At 70.8% G+C, this 22,918-nt stretch carries 19 protein-coding genes; 13 read left to right on the forward strand and 6 right to left on the reverse strand.

From position 1 onward, the window contains the following. Nucleotides 1-9: 9 nt before the first annotated feature. Nucleotides 10-3,117, forward strand: coding sequence for a type I restriction endonuclease subunit R (locus GKE82_RS00580; RefSeq protein WP_154732003.1), 3,108 nt, complete (start codon nucleotides 10-12; stop codon nucleotides 3,115-3,117). Nucleotides 3,118-3,119: 2 nt separating this feature from the next. Here GKE82_RS00580 and GKE82_RS00585 read toward each other — a convergent pair whose 3' ends face one another. After that, nucleotides 3,120-4,733: a transposase gene (locus GKE82_RS00585; protein WP_154732004.1), complete on the reverse strand. Its 1,614-nt coding sequence runs from the start codon at nucleotides 4,731-4,733 to the stop codon at nucleotides 3,120-3,122. 154 nt (nucleotides 4,734-4,887) lie between these two features. Here GKE82_RS00585 and GKE82_RS00590 point away from each other — a divergent pair, with 154 nt between their 5' ends. The 11 genes from GKE82_RS00590 to GKE82_RS00640 all read left to right on the forward strand — a co-directional run bounded on the left by GKE82_RS00590 (nucleotide 4,888) and on the right by GKE82_RS00640 (nucleotide 15,530). Next, nucleotides 4,888-5,901, forward strand: a complete 1,014-nt coding sequence (locus GKE82_RS00590; protein WP_154732005.1) for a hypothetical protein — start codon at nucleotides 4,888-4,890, stop codon at nucleotides 5,899-5,901. A gap of 138 nt (nucleotides 5,902-6,039) precedes the next feature. Continuing rightward, entirely contained in the window at nucleotides 6,040-6,606 is a 567-nt protein-coding gene (locus GKE82_RS00595; RefSeq protein ID WP_375337029.1) for an anthranilate synthase component II, read from the forward strand. 46 nt (nucleotides 6,607-6,652) lie between these two features. Beyond that, nucleotides 6,653-7,693 carry an anthranilate phosphoribosyltransferase gene (gene trpD / locus GKE82_RS00600; RefSeq protein WP_107569956.1) on the forward strand — a complete coding sequence of 347 codons (1,041 nt, stop codon included), beginning with the start codon at nucleotides 6,653-6,655 and terminating at the stop codon, nucleotides 7,691-7,693. A 1-nt stretch (nucleotide 7,694) separates the two neighbouring features. Next, nucleotides 7,695-8,483 (forward strand): indole-3-glycerol phosphate synthase TrpC, encoded by a 789-nt coding sequence (trpC, locus tag GKE82_RS00605; protein WP_107569955.1) that lies wholly within the window; start codon nucleotides 7,695-7,697, stop codon nucleotides 8,481-8,483. A 71-nt stretch (nucleotides 8,484-8,554) separates the two neighbouring features. Then, nucleotides 8,555-9,748, forward strand: coding sequence for a S1C family serine protease (locus tag GKE82_RS00610; RefSeq protein ID WP_154732007.1), 1,194 nt, complete (start codon nucleotides 8,555-8,557; stop codon nucleotides 9,746-9,748). 33 nt (nucleotides 9,749-9,781) lie between these two features. Beyond that, a complete protein-coding gene (locus GKE82_RS00615) occupies nucleotides 9,782-10,471 on the forward strand; it encodes a phosphoribosylanthranilate isomerase (protein ID WP_107569953.1) in 690 nt (229 codons plus the stop codon). Then, nucleotides 10,468-11,700: a tryptophan synthase subunit beta gene (gene trpB / locus GKE82_RS00620; RefSeq protein WP_233243883.1), complete on the forward strand. Its 1,233-nt coding sequence runs from the start codon at nucleotides 10,468-10,470 to the stop codon at nucleotides 11,698-11,700. Before GKE82_RS00615 ends, trpB begins: the two co-directional genes overlap by 4 nt. Then, complete coding sequence (gene trpA / locus GKE82_RS00625) at nucleotides 11,697-12,503, forward strand: tryptophan synthase subunit alpha (RefSeq protein ID WP_107569952.1); 807 nt, start codon at nucleotides 11,697-11,699, stop codon at nucleotides 12,501-12,503. Before trpB ends, trpA begins: the two co-directional genes overlap by 4 nt. 94 nt (nucleotides 12,504-12,597) lie before the next feature. Continuing rightward, on the forward strand, nucleotides 12,598-12,762 hold the full coding sequence (locus GKE82_RS00630) for a hypothetical protein (protein WP_154732009.1): 165 nt from the start codon (nucleotides 12,598-12,600) through the stop codon (nucleotides 12,760-12,762). Between the two features lie 76 nt (nucleotides 12,763-12,838). Continuing rightward, nucleotides 12,839-14,071 (forward strand): ABC transporter substrate-binding protein, encoded by a 1,233-nt coding sequence (locus tag GKE82_RS00635; RefSeq protein WP_154732010.1) that lies wholly within the window; start codon nucleotides 12,839-12,841, stop codon nucleotides 14,069-14,071. Nucleotides 14,072-14,252: 181 nt separating this feature from the next. Beyond that, a complete protein-coding gene (locus tag GKE82_RS00640) occupies nucleotides 14,253-15,530 on the forward strand; it encodes an ABC transporter substrate-binding protein (RefSeq protein WP_154732011.1) in 1,278 nt (425 codons plus the stop codon). A gap of 145 nt (nucleotides 15,531-15,675) precedes the next feature. Here the strand turns inward: GKE82_RS00640 and GKE82_RS00645 are convergent, their stop codons facing one another. The 4 genes from GKE82_RS00645 to GKE82_RS00660 are packed head-to-tail and all read right to left on the reverse strand — an operon-like array spanning nucleotide 15,676 to nucleotide 19,608. After that, nucleotides 15,676-16,428, reverse strand: coding sequence for an ABC transporter ATP-binding protein (locus GKE82_RS00645; protein WP_107569949.1), 753 nt, complete (start codon nucleotides 16,426-16,428; stop codon nucleotides 15,676-15,678). After that, nucleotides 16,425-17,312 (reverse strand): ABC transporter ATP-binding protein, encoded by an 888-nt coding sequence (locus GKE82_RS00650; protein WP_107569948.1) that lies wholly within the window; start codon nucleotides 17,310-17,312, stop codon nucleotides 16,425-16,427. The genes GKE82_RS00645 and GKE82_RS00650 overlap by 4 nt, the downstream gene beginning before the upstream one ends. Continuing rightward, nucleotides 17,302-18,297, reverse strand: coding sequence for a branched-chain amino acid ABC transporter permease (locus GKE82_RS00655; protein WP_107569947.1), 996 nt, complete (start codon nucleotides 18,295-18,297; stop codon nucleotides 17,302-17,304). The genes GKE82_RS00650 and GKE82_RS00655 overlap by 11 nt, the downstream gene beginning before the upstream one ends. A gap of 15 nt (nucleotides 18,298-18,312) precedes the next feature. After that, nucleotides 18,313-19,608, reverse strand: a complete 1,296-nt coding sequence (locus GKE82_RS00660; RefSeq protein ID WP_154732012.1) for a branched-chain amino acid ABC transporter permease — start codon at nucleotides 19,606-19,608, stop codon at nucleotides 18,313-18,315. 199 nt (nucleotides 19,609-19,807) lie between these two features. Between GKE82_RS00660 and ftsH the strand changes: the two genes are divergently transcribed. Further along, on the forward strand, nucleotides 19,808-21,916 hold the full coding sequence (gene ftsH / locus GKE82_RS00665; protein WP_230316065.1) for an ATP-dependent zinc metalloprotease FtsH: 2,109 nt from the start codon (nucleotides 19,808-19,810) through the stop codon (nucleotides 21,914-21,916). A 64-nt stretch (nucleotides 21,917-21,980) separates the two neighbouring features. On the opposite strand, the gene GKE82_RS00670 is transcribed toward ftsH, so the two are convergent. Next, nucleotides 21,981-22,889: a TIGR01777 family oxidoreductase gene (locus GKE82_RS00670; protein ID WP_107570375.1), complete on the reverse strand. Its 909-nt coding sequence runs from the start codon at nucleotides 22,887-22,889 to the stop codon at nucleotides 21,981-21,983. Nucleotides 22,890-22,918 lie beyond the last annotated feature (29 nt).

Raw genomic sequence — 22,918 nt, forward strand, 5'->3', positions numbered from 1 at the left:
AGGTGGACCATGCCCGGACCCGAGGACAGCTTTGCCGAGCAGCCCGCAATCGCGTGGTTGACGAAGGAACGGCCAGGCGCGCTGCAATGGACGCACGTTGACGGAGCGACGCTCTCGCCGGAGGTGAGCACCGTCGAGCGCAGCGAGTACTCCGAGGTCATCCTCGGTGCGACGTTGCGTGACGCGCTTGCTCGACTGAACCCGGACCTGCCTCCGGCGGCGATTGAGGAAGCGGTCGTCCAGATCCGCACGCAGTCGTCGCCGCAGGTCATCGAGGACCACCTCAACTTCCACGACTTGCTGCTCGGCGGCGCGATCGTCACGTTCCGCGACGGCGACGAGCAAGTGACGAAGATCGCACGCGTTGTCGACTTCGACGAGCCGAGCAACAACACGTTCCAGGTCGTCAGCCAGTTCACGATCATCGACGGCAAGAAGAACCGACGGCCGGACCTGCTGCTGTTCGTCAACGGCCTGCCGCTCGGGCAGATCGAGTTGAAGAGCCCGGGTCACGAGCACGCGACCGCCGAGTCGGCCGTCAACCAGGTACGCCACTACACGGAGACGATCCCGGGCTTGTACCGCTTCGTCGAGATCATCGGCGTCTCCGACCTGCTCACCGCGCGCGTCGGGACCATCTCGACGCCTGCCGAGCACTTCGCCGAGTGGAAGGACCTCGACGACCCGACGAACCAGTCGGGCCGGACCGAGTTGCAGGTCATGCTCGAAGGCGTCTTCGAGCCCGCGCGGTTTCTCGACCTCATCCGCAACTTCGTCACTTTGGAGAGCGACGGTCGCAAGACGTTCAAGGTGATGGCGAAGTACCACCAGGTCCACGCCGTCAACGCGGCCGTCAACACGCTGCTCGGCGCGATGGAGGACGATGGCCGGGGTGGCGTCGTCTGGCACACGCAGGGCTCCGGCAAGAGCTACACGATGGTCTTCCTCGTCACGAAGTTGCGTCGCGACCCTCGCTTCTCGAACCCGACCATCGTCTGCGTCACGGACCGGGTCGATCTCGACGATCAGCTCGAAGGCAACTTCCTGCGCCAGTGGCACCTGCTCAACTCGGTCGAGCGCGCCGAGGAGATCACGGGCTCGCCGACGGGCCTCCATGAGATCCTCAGCGCCAAGCAGGCGGGCGGCATCGTCTTCACGACCATCCAGAAGTTCCGTCCGCCCAAGGGCGAGGCGAAGATGCCGGTGCTCTCCGAGCGCAGGAACATCATCGTCGTTGCCGACGAGGCGCATCGCTCGCAGTACGACGGTTTCGCGCAGAACATCACGCTCGCGCTGCCAAACGCCTCGCGCATCGGTTTCACCGGAACGCCGATCGAGAAGGCGGATCGCTCGTCGCAGCTCGTCTTCGGCGACTACATCAGCGTCTACCGGATGCGCGACGCGCAGGCCGATGGCGCGACGGTGCCGATCTACTACGAGAGCCGCCAGGTGCCCGTCGAAGTCGACGCTTCCGAGCTGGCCGCGGTGGCATCGGTATTGGAGTCCGAAGAGGTCGAGGGCAACAACACGCTCGTCACGAAATGGGCGCACCTCGAAAAGGTCGTCGGCCAGGAGGACCGTCTCGTCAAGGTCGCCGACGACCTCGCCGAGCACTTCACGACCCGCTGCGAGGCACTCGCGGGCAAGGCGATGCTTGTCTGCTACTCGCGCACCATCGCGGCGCGCATGACCGAAATGCTCCGCGAGCGCCTCGGCCACAAGGCTGTCGACTGCGTCATCTCGGCTGCCGCGACCGACCCGCCGGAGCTGTCGAAGTTCCGCCGCTCGAAGAAGGAGAAGGAGGACCTGGCTGTCCTCTTCAAGGACCCCGACTCCGAGCTTCGCCTCGTCGTCGTGCGCGACATGTGGCTGACCGGTTTCGATGCTCCGGCCATGCACACGCTCTACGTCGACAAGCCGATGCGCGACCACGGGCTGTTGCAGGCGATCGCGCGTGTCAACCGTGTCTTCAAGGACAAGCCGGGTGGGCTCGTCGTCGACTACATCGGCATTGGTGAGGACCTGCGCGCGTCGTTGCAGGCGTACGACGACGCGGACTTCGACGACGAGCCGATCATCTCGACCAAGCAGGCGCTCTCCGGGATGCAGGAGAAGTTGGAGATCCTCGCCGACATGCTGCACTCGGTCGGCGACCTCACGACGATCGACACGATGAGCGAGGTCGATCGGGCGAACTTCCTCGGGGGCTCGCACAACCACCTCGTCAAGGACGAGACGTTGACCAAGACGTTCCTCGACGAGCAGGCCGCGCTGGCCAAGTGGTACGCATTGGCGAGCACTCACAAGGACGCCATCGCCGTCAAGAACCAGGTCGCCTTCGCGGCCGTCCTCGCCGGGGCGATCCGCAAGTACACGCCGCCGAACGGCCAGCCGAGCCAGATCGCCGAGCAGGCGGTCAAGCAGTTCTTCTCCACCGGCCTCGCCGCCGGAGATGTCGTCGACGTGTTCGGCATCGCCGACAAGGACCGCCCCGAGCTGTCGGTGCTCTCGGACGACTTCCTCAACAACCTCGGCGCACACCAGAAGCACCCGAACTTGCAGATGCGTCTGTTGGAGAAGCTGCTCAACGACGAGATCAAGGGCCGCTTGCGCACGAACCGCACGCAGGCCAAGGAGTTCTCCGAGGCGATGGAGCGTCTGCTCGCGATGTACGCGAACCGGCAGCTCACGAGCGCGCAGGTCGTCGAGAAGCTGGTCGAGCTAGCGAAGAAGATCCGCGACGCGCGGCATCGTCACGAGCAGCTCGGGCTGTCAGCAGAGGAGGCGTCGTTTTACGACGCGCTCGCCGGATCGACCGAGGACGTCAAGGCCGACCCGCAGCTCGCCGCCATCGCGCAGGAGATCGTCGTCGCGCTACGCAAGAGCGACGGGCTGCGCGTCGACTGGACGGAGCACCCGCACAGCCAGGCGGCGGTTCGCCGCATCATCAAACGCGTGCTGCGCCAGCGTGGCTACAAGCCGCCTACGCCGCCCGCGCATGGTGGAGGAGGCTCATCGCCGATGGACTACTTCACGCAGGTCGTCTACGACCAGGCCCGGACGCTGTACCGCTACTGGCCCGAGGTCGACGACGGCACGCTGTTCGGCGTCGTCTGACCTCATTCTTCGGGTTCGGGGATCGGTGGCGGTTCCTCTTCGAGCATCGTCGTGACGAGCTTGCCGTAGGCGCTCCCCGCGCCCATGCCGGACGCGCCGCCACCGTAGGCATTGGCGACTGCTGCCTGATGCTCGGCCATCAGCTCGGGCTCGACGCCGCTGAGGCCGAGCGCCTGCCGTCGAGCGACGATGCGAGCGCAGTATCCATCCGCCTCGTCGCGCGAGATGACCGACTCCGTCCGCGCGTTCAAGACGGGACCGCCGAGCCATCCCTGCCGATGGCAGATGGTGAGCCACTCGATGACGAGCGCTGCCGACCCGCGCAACTGCTGGACGCCGAGGCCACGCCGCTTCGGGCGGTCCGCCTTCGTGTCCCCGGCGACCGCGTAGCGCTCACGCCAGCGGTGGTGGGCGGACTCGTAGGCGCCATGGGTCGCGCGCAGCACCTGGTAGGCCGGAGCCGTCCGCCAGAGCGGAAGCAGCAGCCGCCAGTTCTCCTTGCAGAAGATGGTCTGCGAGCGCTCGCACCCGGGGCTCACCGGACGCGCGCAACGGAACCACAGCCGAGGCTCGTCCTTCGGGCCGCTGTCGTGCTGGAACCGCTCGTAGGTCGTCTCGCCGTCGCAGTACTTGCAGCGAGGGATGCCGTGGCGGTCGAAGCGCGGGAAGTTCTCGCGCTTCGGTGCCGTGTGGTGGGTGCGCCACGGGATGACGGTCGCCACGTCGGCGCGCGTGTGCAGCTCGAAGACCGACGGCAGCGAATAGCCCCGGTCAGCGACGACCGCCTTCGGCGACGTCCCGAGCTGCTCGCAGAGCTGGTCGAACACGTCCGGGTAGGCGACGTGCTCCTGCGTCGACGCGTCGACGACATGGACGGCGAGGACGCCGCCGGTGTAGTGGTCGATCGCCTTGATCGAGTAGTAGCCCGCCCAGAAGCGACGCAGCCTGCCGTCCTTGGCGGTGTACGCGCGGATGCCCGCGTCGACGTCCGAGAGCAGGTACCAGCAGTCGTTGACCTTGACGCGCTTGCCCCGCTCGTCCTCGACGATCTCGTCGGCCGCGCCGTACAGCGGGTCGTCGGTCGGCTGCTCGGCTACCAGACGATGCCGCTCCTGACGCGCGTCGGCGTTTGTCACCCGACGGGGGAGCTGGGCCTGCTTTGAGCACGAGGCGAGTTCGTCGCCGTCGCAGTCGTGGATGAGCCGGGAGTGAGCTTCGGCCTCCGTACCGTCGACGTGGACCGCGTGACCGACCTTGCCGTCGGAGCGCTCGCGCGCGACGTGGATGAGTCGTGCCGCGATCGTACGGAAGGCCGACTCGTGCTCTTCGAGCGCCTTGAAGTTCTTGTAGGCCGCGGCGTAGCTCGGGGTCGTGTCGAAGCCGATCCGCTGCCACAGCTCGTCGGAGGTGCTCCGATGCCAGCGCGTCAGCTCGCGTTCGGCGCTGTTGACGAACAGAAGGTAGGCGAGGACCCAATCGCCGCTGCCTCGGGGTCGCCCCTCGGTCTTCGTCAGCAGGTCGGCGCTCCGCACTCCGTCGAGAAGCGGCGGGTGCTGCTCGATGACGTCAAGCAGGTCTTGCCAACGGGCCAGCGTGTTGTCGATCGCTCCGGTCAACCGGGCGGGAACCCAGGACCTACGCACCTCCGGCGGCTCGCTTGTACATACCCGAGTTCAACCACAGATCCGGGCGAAGTCAAGGCTCAGCGCCAGGAAATCCGCCGGTATCGTCTGATCCTTGGGCAGGTTCGAGACGACGCGCGATCCACAGGTGCTGCTCGCCGTCGTCGCGCACGTACTTCGAGCCGCTGCACCGGACGCACCCGAGACAGTTACGCAGCGTGCCTACGACGCCGCGCGAGCAAGCGCCGGGCACTCAGCGAGCCCGAGGGCCGACAAGCTCGTTGCGAGCTTCGGCGTGAGCTGGCCTCGCCTACGCGCGATCGCCCTCACGAGTGCCAATCCCGGCCACTCCGTCGCCCAGGCCGCGCGCCAGCATCGGCGACGGGTCCTCACGTTGCCCGAAGCGATCAGTGCCGTCCGTCGAGCCGCGTCCGCGCTCGACGCCGACGAACTGACGGCCGCGTCGTACGAGGACGCCCGCCGCGCACTCGACGAACGAGGTCGACGACGCCACCGCCACGGACGGCACCTCACACCGATGCCGTCCGCCGACGTCATCCACCACGCGCACGGCTTCGCCCGGGTCGTGCAGGCGGCGGGGCTCCGCACGCCGGATACGACATACGCCCCGAGCCTGCCCCGTGCCGAAGCGGTCCTCGTATTCCTCGAAGCGTTCGGCTTCCTGCCTCGCTCGAACGACCTTGACTGGTTCGGGCGTGAGTACGGCATCCAGCTCGCAAACAAGCGAGCCATCAGCCACGCCGACTCGATCGAGCAGGCTCGGGCCGCGGCGACCTCGCAGGGACGGTGGTTCCCCGTCGACGTCCCGCGAGGCCGACGCCCCACCGATTGGCAGACGACACCGGTCGACGCGGCGCGCATCGAGCATCTCGCCGCCGTCTACCCGCGCAAACGCACCGCCGGGCAGGCGTTCACGCTCGATGATCTGCGAGCTGGGATCGCCGCCGCGTTCGACTTGGTCGAGCCCGGCGAGCGAGTGACCGTCAGCCGATACAAGGCGTTGGCACGAGTGCACGGACTGCCGAACTACGGGACGCTGCACGAGCGCGCAAAGGAGCACGAGACGACGTTCCCGAAGCTCGCGCACGAGGAGGCGGAGCGCAGGTCGCGGGCCGCTGGCATCCCGGCCGATGCCGACTGAACCGGCCTACTACGACACCTTCGGGTGGACGATGGCGGCGGTCGGCGAAGAACGACGCCTCGATTTCGCTGCTCGTGCGCGACAATACGACGCGTGAACGAGCCCCGACGAGAGCCAGCCGAGTTTGGCAAACGGTTGATCAAATGCCTCGTCGTCGACAACTACGACTCCTTCACCTACAACCTCGTCCAGTTCCTCGGGGAGCTCGGCGCCGAGCTCGAGGTCGTCCGCAACGACGTCGAGACGGTCGAGCAGCTGCTGGAGCGCGCGCCGGACCGCGTCGTCGTGTCGCCCGGGCCGTGCACGCCCAACGAGGCGGGCGTGAGCCTCGAGGTCGTCCGCCGCTTCCCGGAGGCCGGGATCCCGACGCTCGGCGTCTGCCTCGGGCACCAGTCGATGGCGCAGGCGTTCGGCGGCACGGTCGTGCGCCACGTGCCCGTCCACGGCAAGACGACGGCGATCGAGCACGACGGCCGGACGCTGTTCGCCGGGGTGCCCAACCCGCTCACCGTCGGGCGCTACCACTCGCTGGTGGTGCAGGAGGAGACGCTGCCGGACTGCCTGGAGGCGACCGCGCGCGGCGGCGGCGTGCTGATGGCGCTGCGCCACCGCGAGCTGCCCGCCGAGGGCGTGCAGTTCCACCCCGAGTCGGTCCTGACCGACGGCGGCAAGCAGCTGCTCGAGAACTTCCTGCGCGGCGGCTGATCCGGGCGCACCGGTCCCCGGGCCGATACCCTGCATCGCCGCAGCCATGCCGAACCCCGCCCTCACCGCGGCGATCGACGCCCTCGCGTCCCGCCGGGACCTCGACACCGACCAGACCGCCGCGGTCCTCGCGGAGATCATGGCCGGGGACGCCTCGGACACCGAGACCGCCGCGTTCCTCATCGCGCTGCGCACGAAGGGGGAGACGGTCGCCGAGGTCACCGGCCTGGCGCGGACGATGCGCGAGCTCGCGACCCCGGTCCGCACGCGGCGCACCGACCTCGTCGACACGGCGGGCACGGGCGGCGGCCGCTCGACCTTCAACGTGTCGACGACCGCCGCGCTGATCGCGGCCGGCGCCGGCTGCGCGATGGCCAAGCACGGCAACCGCTCGGCGACGAGCCTGTCGGGCTCCGCGGACGTCCTCGAGGCGCTCGGCGCCCGGATCGACCTGCCCGCCGACGCGGTCGCGCGCTGCGTCGACGAGGTCGGGTTCGGCTTCATGTTCGCCCCGATGCACCACGCGGCGACGCGGTTCGTCGTGCCGGTCCGCAAGGAGCTCGCGGTGCGCACGATCTTCAACGTGCTCGGCCCGCTGACCAACCCCGCGGGAGCCCGGCGGCAGCTGATCGGGGTCAGCGACGCGGGTATGCTCGACGTGATGGCCGGCGCCCTCCAACGCCTCGGCGTGGACCGAGCCCTGCTGGCGTCCTCCGAGGACGGCCTGGACGAGCTCTCGACCTCCGGTGCGACGCACGTCGTGCAGGTCGACGGCGGCGAGCTGCACCGCTTCACCGTGACCCCGGAGGAGCTCGGGCTCGACCGCTCGCCCGTCGAGGCGGTCGCGGGCGGCACCCCGCAGGAGAACGCGGCGGTGACCCGCGCGATCTTCGCCGGGGAGCCCGGGCCTGCGCGCGACCTCGCCGTGCTGAACGCGGGCGCCGCGATCTACGCGGGCGGCCGCGCGGACGACCTGCGGGCCGGCGTGCAGGCCGCGGCCGCGGCCGTCGACTCCGGCGCGGCCCTCCAGACCCTCGAGCGCTACGTGGCGCTCTCCCAGGACCTCGCGGCCGGGGAGGCCGCCTGACATGAGCGTGCTCGACCGGATCGTCGACTCCACCAAGGAGGAGGTGCGCCGCCGCCAGGAGCAGGTGCCCCTCAAGGAGCTGGAGGCGCGCCTGGAGGCCCGCTCCGAGGACCGCCCGTTCGCGGAGGCGCTGACGCGCCCCGGGATCGCGGTCATCGCCGAGCACAAGCGCCGCTCGCCGTCGGCCGGGGTCATCCGCGACGGCGCCACCGTCACCGACATCGTCACGAGCTACGACCGCGGTGGCGCGTCGGCGCTGTCCGTGCTGACGGAGGGCCCGCACTTCGGCGGCTCGCTGGACGACCTGCAGGAGGCGCGCCGCGCCTGCGGCCTGCCGATCCTGCGCAAGGACTTCATGGTCAAGCGCTACCAGGTGGTCGAGGCCGCGGTCTCGGGCGCCGACGCGATCCTGCTGATCGTCGCGGCGCTCGACGACAAGCGCCTGGCGAAGCTCAACACGCTGGCGCTCGAGCTCGACCTCGACGTGCTGGTCGAGGTCCACGACGCCGAGGAGCTCCAGCGCGCGCTCGAGGTCATCGACGCGGACCTCATCGGGATCAACAACCGCAACCTCGCGGACTTCACCGTCGACGTCGAGCGCACCTACGAGCTGCTCTCCGACGTGCCGACCGGCAAGCTCGTCGTGTCGGAGTCCGGGCTCTACACGCGCGAGCAGCTCGAGGGACTCGAGCGGGTCGGCGTCGACGCCGTGCTCGTCGGGGAGAGCCTGATGCGTGCCGAGGACCCCGAGGCCGCCTGCCGCGAGCTGACCGGCCACGCGCCGGCCTGACCCGCCCGCGTTCAGCAAGAATTTAGGTCGCGTTCGGGCGCGCTTCATGGCGCCGCCGGACGATCCGCTCCATGTCGCGCAAGCTGCTGCCCGTCGTCCTCGTCTCCGCCCTGGCCGGCGGCATCGCCGCCGTCGCCCTCGTGGAGGTCACCGGGGTCGGGCGCGGCGGGGGCACGAGCACGACGATCGTGCAGCAGGCGCCGCTGGGCGCCTCGACCGGTCCGGCGCGCACGACCGCCGACGGCGCGGCGCTGACCCCGCGCCAGCTCTACGAGCGCGACGCGCCCGGCGTCGTGTTCATCCGCGCCCAGGTCGTGCAGCGGACCGCGTCCCCGTTCGACCTCGGCCTGCCGCAGGAGCAGCAGTCGACCTCGACCGGCTCGGGGTTCGTGATCAAGGGCGACGGCTCGATCCTCACCAACGCCCACGTCATCCAGGGGGCGGTGAAGGTCTCCGTCCAGTTCCAGGACAAGAAGACGGTCTCCGCCCGCGTCGTCGGCAAGGACGTCTCCTCCGACCTCGCGCTGCTGAAGGTCGACCCCGACGGCCTCGACCTCACGCCGCTGGCGCTCGGCACCTCCAAGGAGGTGCAGGTCGGTGACCCGGTGATCGCGATCGGCAACCCCTTCGGGCTCGACCGCACGCTGACGACCGGCGTGGTCAGCGCGCTGCAGCGCCGCATCGACGCGCCCAACGGCTTCCAGATCTCCAACGTCATCCAGACCGACGCGGCGATCAACCCGGGCAACTCCGGCGGCCCGCTGATCGACGCCACCGGCAAGGTCGTCGGCGTCAACTCCCAGATCGCCACCGGCGGGGACGGCGGCGGCAACGTCGGCATCGGCTTCGCGGTCCCGATCGACACCGCCCGCGAGATCCTGCCCCAGCTCGAGTCGTCCGGGCGCGTCGATCGCGCCTACCTGGGCGTGACGAGCCTGACCGTCGACGGGTCCCTGGACGCCCTGAACCTGCCGGTCCGCACGGGCGCGCTCGTGCAGTCGGTGGCGCAGGACAGCCCGGCCGCGAAGGCGGGCCTGCGCGGCGGCGACATCACCGCGCAGCTCGGCGGGGACGAGATCCAGCTCGGCGGCGACGTCATCGAGTCGATCGACGGCGAGACGGTCCGCAGCTCCGACGACGTCGGGCGCCTCGTGGCGCGCAAGAAGCCGGGCGATGAGGTGAAGATCGCCGTCCGTCGCGGCGACGAGCGCCGCACGGTCGAGGTCGAGCTCGGCTCGCGCCCCAACGCGGCGCTCGCCGGCTGACGGCCCGCGCCACCGCTGGCCTACGATGGACGGGTGAGCAGCGAACGCGCCCCCCGGATCAAGTTCTGCGGGATCACCCGCCTCGAGGACGCCCAGGCGGCGGTCGAGGCGGGGGCCTGGGCCATCGGGATGATCCTGTGGCCGGGCTCCAAGCGGTTCGTCGAGCTGCCGGAGGCCGAGCTCGTCGCGCGCACCCTGCGCCGCCAGGTGCAGGTCGCGGGCGTGTTCGTCAACGCGCCGCTGGACGAGATCGCGCGGACGGTCGACACCGTCGGCCTGACGATGGTCCAGCTCCACGGGGACGAGGGCCCGTCGTTCGCCGCCGAGGTGGCGCGTCGCACGGGCGCCAAGGTCATCAAGGCGGCGCGCGTGCGCGACCAGGGCGACATCACCGCGCTCAACCCGTACCTGACCGATTTCCACCTGCTCGACGCGCACGTCCCGGGCGAGGTCGGGGGCACCGGGCAGACCTTCGACCACGGCCTCGTGGCGCGGCGCCGCTCGCGCGTGCCGCTGATCCTGTCCGGTGGCCTGACGCCCGAGAACGTCGGGGCGGCGATCGAGCAGGTCCGGCCGTTCGCGGTCGACGTCGCCAGCGGGGTGGAGGTCGCTCCCGGCGTGAAGGACCCGCAGCGGATCGCGGCGTTCGCGCAGGCCGTCGCGGCGACGGTCGCGCTGGACGATCCGCAACCCGACACCGAGACCCAGGAGGTGGCGTCGTGAGCACGCACGTCGCGTCGGTCGAGCATCGCTTCGGCCCGTTCGGGGGCCAGTACGTGCCCGAGACCCTGATGCCCGCGCTGGCGGAGCTCGAGCAGGCGTGGATCGAGGCACGGCTGGATCCCGGCTACCGGGAGCAGCTCGACGGCCTGCTGCGCGACTACGTGGGGCGCAGCACGCCGCTGTACCTCGCCGAGCGGCTCAGCGAGGTCGCCGGGCGCACGATCTACCTCAAGCGCGAGGACCTCAACCACACCGGCGCGCACAAGATCAACAACGCGCTCGGCCAGGCGCTGCTGGCGCGCCGCATGGGCAAGACGCGGATCATCGCCGAGACCGGGGCGGGCCAGCACGGCGTCGCGAGCGCCACCGCCTGCGCGCTGCTGGGCCTGGAGTGCATCGTCTACATGGGCGAGGAGGACATCCGCCGCCAGAAGCCCAACGTCGAGCGCATGGAGCTGCTCGGCGCGCGCGTCGCCCCGGTGACCGCGGGCGCCCGGACGCTGAAGGAGGCCGTCAGCGAGGCGATCCGCGACTGGGTCACCAACGTCGGCGACACCCACTACATCATCGGCTCGGCGGTCGGCCCGGCGCCCTACCCGTCGATCGTGCGCGACCTGCAGCGCCTGATCGGCGACGAGGCCCGCGCGCAGGTCCTCGAGCGCGAGGGCCGGCTCCCGGACCGCGTGATCGCCTGCGTCGGCGGCGGCTCCAACGCGATCGGCATGTTCGCGGGCTTCCAGCACGACGAGGACGTCGCGCTGATCGGCGTCGAGGCCGCGGGGGAGGGCCTGGAGTCCGGCCGTCACGGCGCGCCGCTGACCGTCGGCGGCCGCCCCGGCGTGCTGCACGGGTCGCTCAGCCTGATCATGCAGGACGAGGAGGGGCAGGTCACCGAGGCGCACTCGGTCAGCGCCGGCCTCGACTACCCCGGCTCCGGTCCCGAGCACGCGTGGCTGCGCGAGTCGGGACGCGCGACCTACGTGGCGGTCGGGGACCACGACGCGCTGCGCGCGTTCCGGACCGTCGCCCAGCTGGAGGGCATCATCCCGGCGCTGGAGCCCAGCCACGCCCTCCACTACGTGCTGACCGAGCCGACCGACTCGACCCTCGACGTCGTCTGCCTGTCGGGCCGCGGCGACAAGGACCTCGCCGAGGTCATCGCCCAGCTGCGCGAGCTCGAGGGGCCGGACGCCCTGCACCGCCGCGACCATCCGGGGGCGGGCGCGTGAGCACGACGACGACGAACGCGGGCGCCGAGCGGATCGCCGCCGCGTTCCGCGAGCACGGGCGCCGGGCGGCGCTGATGCCGTACCTGATGGCGGGCTTCCCCGACGACGCGACCGCGCGGGCGATCGGGCAGGCCTACGCGGACGGGGGCGCCGACCTCGTCGAGCTCGGCGTGCCGTTCAGCGACCCGCTGGCCGACGGCCCGGTCATCCACGAGGCGGGCACGCGGGCGCTCGCCGCCGGGTCGACCGTCGACGCCGTGCTGCGCCAGTGCGAGGCGCTGGCCCCGCGCGTCCCGGTCGTGCTCATGTGCTACGCGCAGCTCGTGCTGGCGCGGGGCGCGGACGCGTTCGCGCGGCAGCTCGCCGACGCGGGCGGCAGCGGCCTGATCGTGCCCGACCTGCCGATGGAGGAGGCGGCGGCGCTGCTGCCGGCCTGCGAGGAGCACGGCATCGCGCTCGTGCCGCTCGTCGCCCCGACGACGCCGGACGAGCGGCTCGGCCGCATCGGCGCGGAGGCCCGCGGCTTCCTCTACACGGTGTCGGTCGTCGGCACGACGGGGGAGCGCGCCGCGCTCGCCGACCAGTTCGGGTCGATCGTCGCGCGGGCGAAGGCCGCGACCGACGTTCCGGTCGCGCTGGGCTTCGGGATCGCCACCCCGGAGCAGGCCCGCCAGGCCGCCGACGCGGGTGCGGACGGCGTGATCGTCGGCAGCCGCCTCGTGCGCGAGGCGGGGGAGGCCGCCGACCCCGCGGCCGCCGTGCGCGCGGTCGTGCGCGGGCTCGCGGACGGCCTCGAGCACTGACCGGCGCCACCGCCGGCGCGCCAGCAGGCGCGCCGGGCGCCTGCGCGCGACGGTCGGCACGCGGGGCCGGGACCGCCTCGGATACCCTTCGCGCATGCAGCTCGTCCTCACCTCCACCGCGGGCCTCGTCGTCTGGCTCGTCCTCTGGTCGATCGGCGCCAAGGGGATCGACGCCTTCATGATCACGACGCTGATCGTCCTCGTCGGCTGCCTCGTGCAGATCGGCACGAAGTACCTGCCGTCCAACGGACGCCAGTAGCCAGCGGGCGCCGCCGGTCGTGCCGTCCGAAGCGTCCCCGCGCCCCGGCCTCCCGGCCGGTCGCGAGCGTCCGTCGGTGCTCCGGCGGACCCTCGCCGTGCTCGCGGTGGGCGCCGGGGCCGTCGGGCTCGTCGCCTGCGGCGGCTCCGACGACGAGCCCAACCGTGGCACCTCGACCGGCTCCGACAGCCTCACCGTCTACTCGAGCCTGCCGCTGACCGGTGAGGCCGGCGAGCGCGCCGCCTCCGTCAGCCGCGGCGAGAAGCTCGCGCTGCTCGAGGCCGGCGGGCGGGTCGGCGGCTTCACCGTCAAGTACGTGGGCACCGACGACGGCTCCACCGACGGCCCGGGCTCCGACCCGGAGAAGGTCATCGCCAACGCGCAGACCGCCGCCCGCGACAAGACGGCGATCGCCTTCCTCGGCGGCCTCGACGGGGCGTCCTCCGCGGTCTCGATCCCGGTCCTCAACCAGGCGACGGTCCCGCAGGTCTCGCCGCTGGCGAGCTACACCGGCCTCACGCAGGCCGACGGCGCCGCCAAGGGCGAGCCCGACAAGTACTACCCGTCGGGGCGTCGCACGTTCGCGCGCGTCGTGCCCGACGACGCCGCCCACGCCGACGCCGCCGCGGGCCTGCTGGCCGAGCGCGAGTGCACGTCCCTGTTCGTGCTGCACGACCGCTCGCTCGACGGCCGCGGCATCGCCGACGCGGTCACGCTCGCCGCGCCGCGGCAGGAGCTGAAGATCGCGAAGACCGAGGACGTCGACCTCGACCGCGACGTCGCCGACGACGAGGCCGAGCGCCTGCTCGAGTCCGGGGCCGACTGCCTGTTCTACGGCGGCGAGGTCGACCGCCGGGCGGTCGCGCTGCTGCGCGTGCTCGGCACCCGCGCGCCGTCGGTGCGCCTGTTCGCCACCGGGGCGCCGCAGGCCGAGGTCGTCGCGCGGCTCGGCGCGGTCGCGCAGCGGCTGGTGCTGACGAGCCCCGAGCTCGACGCGGAGAACCTCCCGGCCTCCGGGCGGGCGTTCCTGCGTACCTACCGAGAGCGGTACGGGCGCGAGCCGGACCCGGCCGCCATCTACGGCTACGAGGCGATGAAGCTCGTCCTGCTGGGCATCGAGGCCGCCGGGGAGCGCGGCAACGACCGCCAGGCGGTGATCGACGCGATCCTCGACGTCCGCGACCGCCGTTCGGCGCTCGGGACGTACTCGATCACGCGCACGGGCGACACGACGCTCGACCGCTTCGCGGTCCGCCGCCTCGACGGGGAGCGCCTCGTCGTCGACGCGGTCCTGCCGTCCGGCGACTGACATCGGACGTCGCCGCGTCCCGCGCGGGACAAGCGGACCGGGGACCGTCACGGTGTACAAACCGGTGTGGACCGATCTGCCGCCGCGGGAGGTTGCTTCACACCCGCGAAACAAAGATACTGCGGGCGTCTTCGCCGGGGTCCCGGCGCGGACACTCCATTCGTTCCGATCCGGAGGATCTATGAAGCGCAGTTTCCGTACGGCGAACATCGCCGCCGTCCTTGCCGTGGGAGCACTCGGAATCGCCGCCTGTGGCGATGACGAGGAGAGCGAGACCGCGAGCACCGGCACGACTTCGACGGCGGCCGCGGAGACCAGCAAGGGCGACGGTCAGCTCGTCGTCGGCACGCTGCTCCCGTCGACCGGCGACCTCGCCTTCCTCGGGCCGCCCGAGTTCGCGGGCGTGGACCTCGCGGTCAAGGACATCAACGCCGCTGGTGGCGTGCTCGGCAAGGACGTCACGCAGGTGAAGGCGGACTCCGGCGACGGCACCCCGAAGATCGCTCCGGGCTCCGTCGACAAGCTCCTCGCGGGCAAGGCCGACTCGATCATCGGCGCCGCGAGCTCCAGCGTCTCCCTGTCGGTCATCGACAAGATCACGAGCGCCGGCGTCGTGCAGTTCTCGCCGGCCAACACGTCGACCGCGTTCGACACCTACGACGACAAGGGCCTCTACTTCCGGACCGCGCCGTCCGACGTGCTCCAGGGCAACGTCCTCGGCAACCTGGTCCTGAAGGACGGCGCCAAGAACGTCGCCATCCTGGCCCGCCAGGAGGCGTACGGCGAGGCGCTGGCCGACAACGTCGAGAAGACCATCACCGACCAGGGCGGCAAGGTCGCCGCGAAGGTCCTGTACAGCGTCGACGCGACGTCGTACACGTCCGAGATCCAGAAGATCAAGGACGCCAAGCCGGACGCCATCGTCCTGATCGCGTTCAACGAGACCACGAAGATCATCCCGGGCTTCGAGTCCGCGGGCATCGGGCCGCAGGACGTCCAGACCTACTTCGTCGACGGCAACACCGCCGACTACGGCAAGGACTTCCCCAAGGGCACGCTGAGCGGCATCAAGGCCACCTACCCGGGCGCCGAGCTGAAGGACGACTTCAAGGAGCGCATGCTCGAGGTCGACCCGAAGCTCAAGGACTTCACCTACGGGCCGGAGTCCTACGACGCCACGATCATGACCGCGCTCGCGGCCGAGGCGGCCAAGGACGACTCGGGCAAGAGCATCGCGTCGCAGCTCGTCGCGATCTCCCGTGACGGCGAGAAGTGCGAGACGTTCGAGGCCTGCAAGGCGCTCCTCGCGGACGGCAAGGACATCGACTACGACGGTGTCTCCGGCCCGGTGGACCTCAACGACACGGGCTCGCCCTCGAAGGCCACGATCGGCATCTTCGAGTACGAGGACGACAACAACTACAAGAACCTCGAGTACATCACGGGCGTCGTCGAGTAGTCACGCGACACCCGCAGCAGTGGACGAGGGCCCGGGTCTCCCGGGCCCTCGGCCGTTCCCGGGCCCGTTCCCGGCCCCCGGACGCGACGGCGCCCCGGACCGCGGGAGCGGGCCGGGGCGCTGGAAGCGGGGGCCGCGAGCGCGGCTAGGAGACGCTCTTGGCGAGGGTGCCGAGGTACAGCTCGATGACCTTCGGGTCGTTCATGAGCTGGCGGCCGCTGGCCGTGTAGGCGTCCTTGCCCTGGTCCAGGACGTAGCCGCGATCGCAGACCTGCAGGCAGCGGCGCGCGTTCTGCTCGACCATGATCACCGAGACGCCCGCCTCGTTGATGGTCTTCGTGCGCAGGAACACCTCGTCCTGCAGGGCGGGGGAGAGGCCGGCGGACGGCTCGTCCAGCAGCAGCACCGACGGGCTCATCATCAGCGCGCGGCCCATCGCGACCATCTGGCGCTCGCCGCCGGACAGCGAGCCGGCGCGCTGGTCGCGCCGCTCGGCCAGGCGGGGGAAGATCTCGCTGACGTACGCGTACTGCTGCTCGAACTTCGACGGGTCGAGGTACACGCCCATCTCGAGGTTCTCGCCGACCGTCAGCGACGGGAAGACGTTGTTCGTCTGCGGCACGAACCCGACGCCCGCGGCGACGAGCTTGTCGGCGCGCAGCCCGGTGATGCTCTCGCCGCGCAGGGTGACGGTCCCCTCGTGGATGTTCACGAGCCCGAACAGCGCCTTCAGGAACGTGGACTTGCCCGCGCCGTTGGGACCGATGATCCCGATGAGCTCGCCCTCGTGGCAGTGCAGGCTCGCACCGTTGAGGATGTTCACGCCCGGCAGGTAGCCGGCGATGAGGTTGTCCGCGCGCAGCAGCGCGCCCTCGGGAGAGGTGACGTCGACGGTCATTCGCTCTTCTCGCTCTCCTGCTCGGCGATCTGCTCTTCGAGTTCGGCCTCGGCGTCGGCGAGGATCGTCGCCTCGGCCTCGCCGTCGAGGTCCATGTCGTGGTGCGCGCCGAGGTAGGCGTCGATGACCGCCGGGTCGGACATCACGGTGTCCGGCGGGCCCTCGGAGACGATCTTCCCGGCCGCCATGACGACGACCCAGTCGGAGATGTCCCGGACCATGTCCATGTCGTGCTCGACGAACAGGACGGTGCGGCCCTCGTCGCGCAGCGACTTCACGTGGCCGAGCAGCGACTGCTTCAGCGCCGGGTTCACGCCCGCCATCGGCTCGTCGAGCATGATCAGCTCCGGGTCGACCATCAGCGCGCGGGCCATCTCCAGCAGCTTGCGCTGCCCGCCCGAGAGCGAGCCGGCGAAGTCCTCGCGCTTGGCGTCGAGCTTGAACCGCTGGAGCAGCTCGTCCGCGCGCTTGGTGTTCGCGTCCTCCTCGCCGGACCACAGGCTCTTCACGAGGCTCGGCAGCAGCCGCTCGCCGCGCTGCCCGGTCGCGCCCAGGCGCATGTTCTCGATGACGGTCAGGCGCGACAGCACCTTCGTCAGCTGGAACGTCCGGACCATGCCCCGGCGGGCGACCTTGTGCGGCGGGACGCCCGCGAGCTGCTGGCCGTTGAACGCCCAGGTGCCGGTGTCGGGCTCGTCGAAGCCGGTGAGCAGGTTGAAGAACGTCGTCTTCCCCGCGCCGTTGGGCCCGATGAGGGCGGTGATCTTGCCCCGCTGGATCTCGAAGTGCTCGACGTCGACGGCCGCGAGGCCCCCGAACGTGCGGCTGACGTTGTCCGCGACGAGGATCGCGTCGGTCCTCTCGGCGGTCGGCTCAGCGGCCATCGATCGCCAGCTCCTTTCGGTCTCCGAAGATGCCCTGCGGGCGGAAGATCATCAACAGCATCAGCACCAGGCCCATGACGATCAGGCGCATGAGGCTCGCCTGGTCGGGCGACATGATCGCCTCGGGGATGAACCCGTCCGGTCCGGTCGCCTTGTCGAAGAACAGGTCCAGCCCGTTGAGGAAGAACCAGAAGATCAGGGCGCCGGCCACCGGGCCGAGCACGCGGGCCGCGCCGCCGATCAGCAGCACGGTGTAGGTGAAGAACGTCGTGTCGGTCGCGAAGTCCGACGGGGCGACGTTGTCGGTCGCCAGGCCGCTCATCATGCCGGCGAGCGCGCCGATCATGCCGCCGATCACGAGCGCCTGCATCTTGAAGCCGAAGACGTTCTTGCCGAGGCTGCGCACGGCGTCCTCGTCCTCGCGGATCGACTTCAGCACGCGGCCCCAGGGGCTGCGCATCAGCAGGAACACGAGCACGCACAGCACGGCCACCAGCGACCAGCCGACGAGCATGATGAAGAAGTCGTAGTTGCGGAACTCGAGGAAGCCGAAGATGTCGACGTTGCTCGAGATCGGGTTGATGTCCTTCATCGAGTCGGCGAACCCGAAGCGCCCGTCCTGCCCGCCGAACTGGTCGTTGAGACTCGAGGCGCCGAGCGTCTGTCTGATCGCCTCGGCCGCGGCGATCGTGGCGATCGCGAGGTAGTCGGCGCGCAGCCGCAACGTCGGGACGCCGAGCGCGAGCGCGAGCACGATGCTCAGCAGCAGGCCGACGACGATGCTGACCCAGAGGTTCCACCCCCAGGTCTGCACCAGCGAGGCCATGGCGTAGCCGCCGACCATCATGAAGGCCGCCTGGCCGAAGTTCAGCAGGCCGGTGTATCCGAAGTGGATGTTCAGGCCGATCGCGGCCAGGCAGAAGACGATCGCCTGCGGCCCGAGGGCCTGCTCGATCGCTCCGGAGAGGACGTCCATCCAGCTCATCGCACGTTCCTCTTTCTAGCCGACGCGCTCGGCTCGGCCGAGCAGGCCCTGGGGTCGGATCAACAGCATCAGGATGAGCACCACGAGCGGAGTCACGTACTTCAGCTCGGGCGCGATCACGAGCGTGGACATCTCGGTGAGGATGCCGATGATCAGTGCGCCGACCATCGTCCCCCAGATGGTGCCCAGGCCGCCGAGGGTGACGGCCGCGAACACGGCGAGCAGGATCTTGAACCCGACCTGGTAGTCGAAGCCGTAGTTCATGCCCCAGAGGATGCCGCCGAGGCCGGCGAGCGCTCCGCCGAAGATCCAGATCGTGCGGATGACGCCGTTGACGTCGATGCCCGAGGAGGCCGCCAGCGACGGGTTGTCCGAGACGGCGCGGGTCGCCTTGCCCAGCCGCGTGCGCTGCACCGCGAGCGAGACCGCGAGCAGGATGACGACGCAGATCAGGCCGGTCCAGAACGTGCGCTGCGAGATGTCGATCGAGCCGATCTGCCACGGCTCGCGCGGGATCGGCACGTCGGTGTACTGGTGGTTGTCGGCGTCGAACAGGTACTGGAAGACGTTGCGCAGGAAGATCGCGAGGCCGATGCTGACGATCATCATCGCGATCAGCCCGGTGCCGCGGTCGCGCAGCGGTTTCCACAGCACCTTGTCGTTGGCGTAGCCGAACACCCCCGACAGCAGCACCGCGATGAGCAGCGCCGGGATGAACGCCCAGCTGAAGGAGTCCTGGAAGAAGTAGGCCATCAGGGCGCCGAACGTGATGAGCTCGCCGTGGGCGAAGTTCGTCAGGCCGGTGGTGCCGAAGACGAGCGACAGGCCGATCGCGGTGACCGCGAGCAGCAGCCCGAGGAAGATCCCGTTGATGAAGGACTGCGCGGCCTTCGTCAGCCCGGACGGGCCGGCGGGGGCCTCCGGGCCGATCCGGTAGCTGATCGGGATGTCCGCGTTCGTCTTGACGACGATCTCGAACGAGGTCTTGTCCTTCTCGGTCAGCTCGGTGCCGGACGGCAGCGTCGCGGTGTCGAGCTTGACCGTGATGGTCTCGCCGAGCAGGTCGTCGGCCGAGCCGGGCAGCGGCATCGTGAACGCGCCGTCGGCGCCGGAGCGGGTCTGCGCGATCTGCTGGCCGCCGCTGTCGACGCTCAGCTGGACGTTGGGCACCGGCTTGGGCGGTGTCGAACGGGTGTCCAGCAGCGTGCCGGTGACGGCGATCGAGTCCTCTGATGATGCTGCGGCAGGGCTGGCCTGGACCGCGATGAACGTCAAGAGCAGCGCGAGGAGCACCGCCGGGCTTGCGCGCACACGCGCCTCCAACGATCGAATTCGGGCGCCCCAGCGGGGCGCGATCCGGGCACTCTAACGACCCGCCCACCCAGCGCAACCCCGTTCGGTCGGGGCCGCTTCGACAACGTGGCAGGGTCGCGCGGACGGCGCCAGCCGCACCGGCGCAGGGGAACCGTGGGACCCCGACCTCCCTGCTCCGTACCATTGGTGACGAGCGATGCCCGAGCCTTCCGATCCGACCAGCGGCAGCCGCAGCGCCGCCAACGACACCCAGACGGGGCAGCGGCCGCGGACCCCGGTCCCGCGCGAGCGTCCGGGCGAGCAGGAGAAGCCGCCCTGGCGCGTGAGCCCGGCGCCCGACGGTCGCGGCGGTCCGCCGCCGAAGGGCCCGATGAAGAGCGGCATCTCCTGGCGGCGCTTCGGGATCATCCTGCTGGCGCTGTTCGCGCTGAACTTCTTCCTCACGACGCTGCTGCCCGGAGCGGACCGCCCGACGCGGATCTCCTACAACCCGACGTTCCTGCTCCAGCTCGACCGCGGCAACGTGCAGTCGATCTCCTCGCGCGGCGAGACCCTGAGCGGGGAGTTCAAGAAGGACGTCGACCCGCCGGGCGAGGCGGGCCCGACCGCGCGGTTCTCCACCGAGATCCCGACGTTCGCCGACGCCGACAAGCTCTCGGCGCTGCTGCTGGAGAAGAACGTCGAGATCAACGCGTCGCCGCCGCGCCAGGGCCGCAGCCTGCTGGCGAACCTCATGGTCGCGCTGCTCCCGACGCTGCTGCTGCTCGGTGGCTTCCTCTACCTCATGCGCCGCGCCGCCCAGGGGCAGAGCGGGCCGATGGCCGCGTTCGGCCGCTCGAAGGCCAAGCGCGTGGGGGAGGAGCAGATCCGCACGACGTTCGCGGACGTCGCCGGCATCGACGAGGTCAAGCGCGAGCTGTCGGAGATCGTCGACATGCTCAAGAACCCCGACCGCTACAAGAAGCTCGGCGCGCGGGTGCCGAAGGGCGTGCTGCTGTCCGGCCGGCCCGGCACCGGCAAGACGCTGCTGGCGCGCGCCACCGCCGGCGAGGCGAACGCCGCGTTCTTCACGGCGTCGGCGTCGGAGTTCATCGAGATGATCGTGGGCGTCGGCGCCTCCCGCGTGCGCGACCTGTTCGACCAGGCCAAGAAGGCCGCCCCGGCGATCATCTTCATCGACGAGATCGACGCGATCGGCCGCTCGCGGTCGGGTGGCGGCGGCTTCGGAGGCGGCGGCCACGACGAGCGCGAGCAGACGCTCAACCAGATCCTCACCGAGATGGACGGCTTCGACCCCTCGGCCGGTGTCGTGGTGCTGGCGGCGACGAACCGGCCGGACGTGCTCGACGCCGCGCTGCTGCGCGCCGGGCGCTTCGACCGCCGGGTCGAGATCGCGCCGCCGGACGTCGTGGGGCGCCAGGCGATCCTGAAGGTGCACACGCGCGGCATGCCGCTCGACGACTCCGTGGACCTCGAGGCGGTCGCCGCCACGACCCCGGGCATGGTCGGCGCGGACCTCGCGAACCTCGTCAACGAGGCCGCGCTGCTCGCCGCGCGCCGCGAGCACGAGACGATCGTGATGTCGGACATCACCGACGCGCTGGAGAAGATCCTGCTGGGCACCGAGCGCGGCGTCGTGATGAGCGACGCGGAGCGCGAGCGGACCGCCTACCACGAGGCGGGCCACGCGCTGGTCGGCATGCTCACCCCGGGCGCGGACCCGGTCCGCAAGGTCTCGATCATCCCGCGCGGCCAGGCGCTCGGCGTCACGGTCTCGGCGCCGGAGAGCGACGTCTACAACTACGACCAGCAGTACCTGCGCGGCAAGATCCTCGTCGCGCTGGGCGGCCGGGTCGCCGAGGAGGTCGTGTACGACACGATCACCGCCGGGGCCGAGTCCGACATCCAGCACCTGACCGGGATCGCGCGCGGCATGGTGACGCGCTGGGGCATGAGCGAGGCGATCGGGCCGGTCGCGGTCGAGCCGCGCGAGGCCCAGGGCATGCTGCTCCCCGGGGCCAGCCAGGTGTCGCAGGCCACGCAGGAGCTCATCGACCAGGAGGTCCGGCGGATCGTCGACACGGCGCACCACGACGTGACGATGCTGCTGACCGAGCACCGCGACCAGCTCGAGTCGCTGACGCGCGAGCTGCTGCGGCGCGAGACGCTCGACGAGGACGACGCGTACGCGGCGGCCGGCGTCGACCGGATCCGCGCCTCCGACCTCGAGGCGCACGAGTCGCCGGACGAGGACGACGAGGTCGGGGCCGAGTCCGGCACCGGCCTGGGGCTCGAGCCCGCCTGAGCGATCCGGCGGGCGCGGCCGGATCCCGTCGCCCTGGAGGCGACGGGACCGCGACGCGGGTGGCTCAGCCCTTGCCGAGCGCGTCGGCGAGGGCCGCCTGAAGGTCCGTGTGGCGGAAGCTGTAGCCCTCCGCCAGCGGCCGCTCGGGCACGGCGCGCTGCCCCTCGGTGACGATCTCGGCCATCTGGCCGTAGAGGATCCGCAGCGCGAACGCCGGGACGGGCGAGAACGCGGGACGCTTCAGGACCTTCCCGAGCGTCTTGGAGAACGCCTTGTTCGTGACCGGCTCGGGGGCGCTGCCGTTGTACGCGCCGCTCCAGGCGCTGTCGTCGAGCGCCTTGAGGTACAGGCCGACGATGTCGTCGACGTGGATCCACGGCATGTACTGCTTGCCGCCCGCGACCGGGCCGCCGACGCCCGCCTTGAACGGCGGCAGCATCGTCTTGAGCGCGCCGCCCGCCTGGTCGAGCACGACGCCCGTGCGCAGCAGCACGACCCGCACGCCGGCGGCGGACGCCTTCTCGGCCTCCTGCTCCCAGCGCACGCACACGTCGGCGAGGAAGTCGTCGCCGGCGGGGGAGGACTCGGGGACCTTCTCGTCGCCGTGCTTGCCGTAGTAGCCGACGGCCGACGAGGACACGAGGACGGACGGCTTGGCGGTCGCCGCGGCGATGCCCGCGACGAGGTTGCGGGTGCCGGTCTCGCGGGACTCGAGGATCGCCTGCTTGCGCTGGGCGTTCCAGCGCTGCGCGACCGGCTCGCCGGCGAGGTGGACGATCGCGTCGCGACCGTCGACGGCCTCGGCCGGCGGCGGGCCGGCCAGGAGGTCCCAGGCCAGCGCGGGCACGCCGAGCTTCTCGGAGGTCTTCTCGGGGGAGCGCGAGAGGACGAGCACGTCGTCGCCGCGGGCCTTCAGGGCGGCGACGAGCTTCGTGCCGATGAGGCCGCTCGCGCCGGTGACGGTGACCTTCATGTTCAGCAGCTCCTGGGAGTGGTGATGTT

The organism is Conexibacter sp. W3-3-2 (genome assembly GCF_009707605.1).
GTDB classification, from domain to species: Bacteria; Actinomycetota; Thermoleophilia; order Solirubrobacterales; family Solirubrobacteraceae; genus Paraconexibacter; species Paraconexibacter algicola.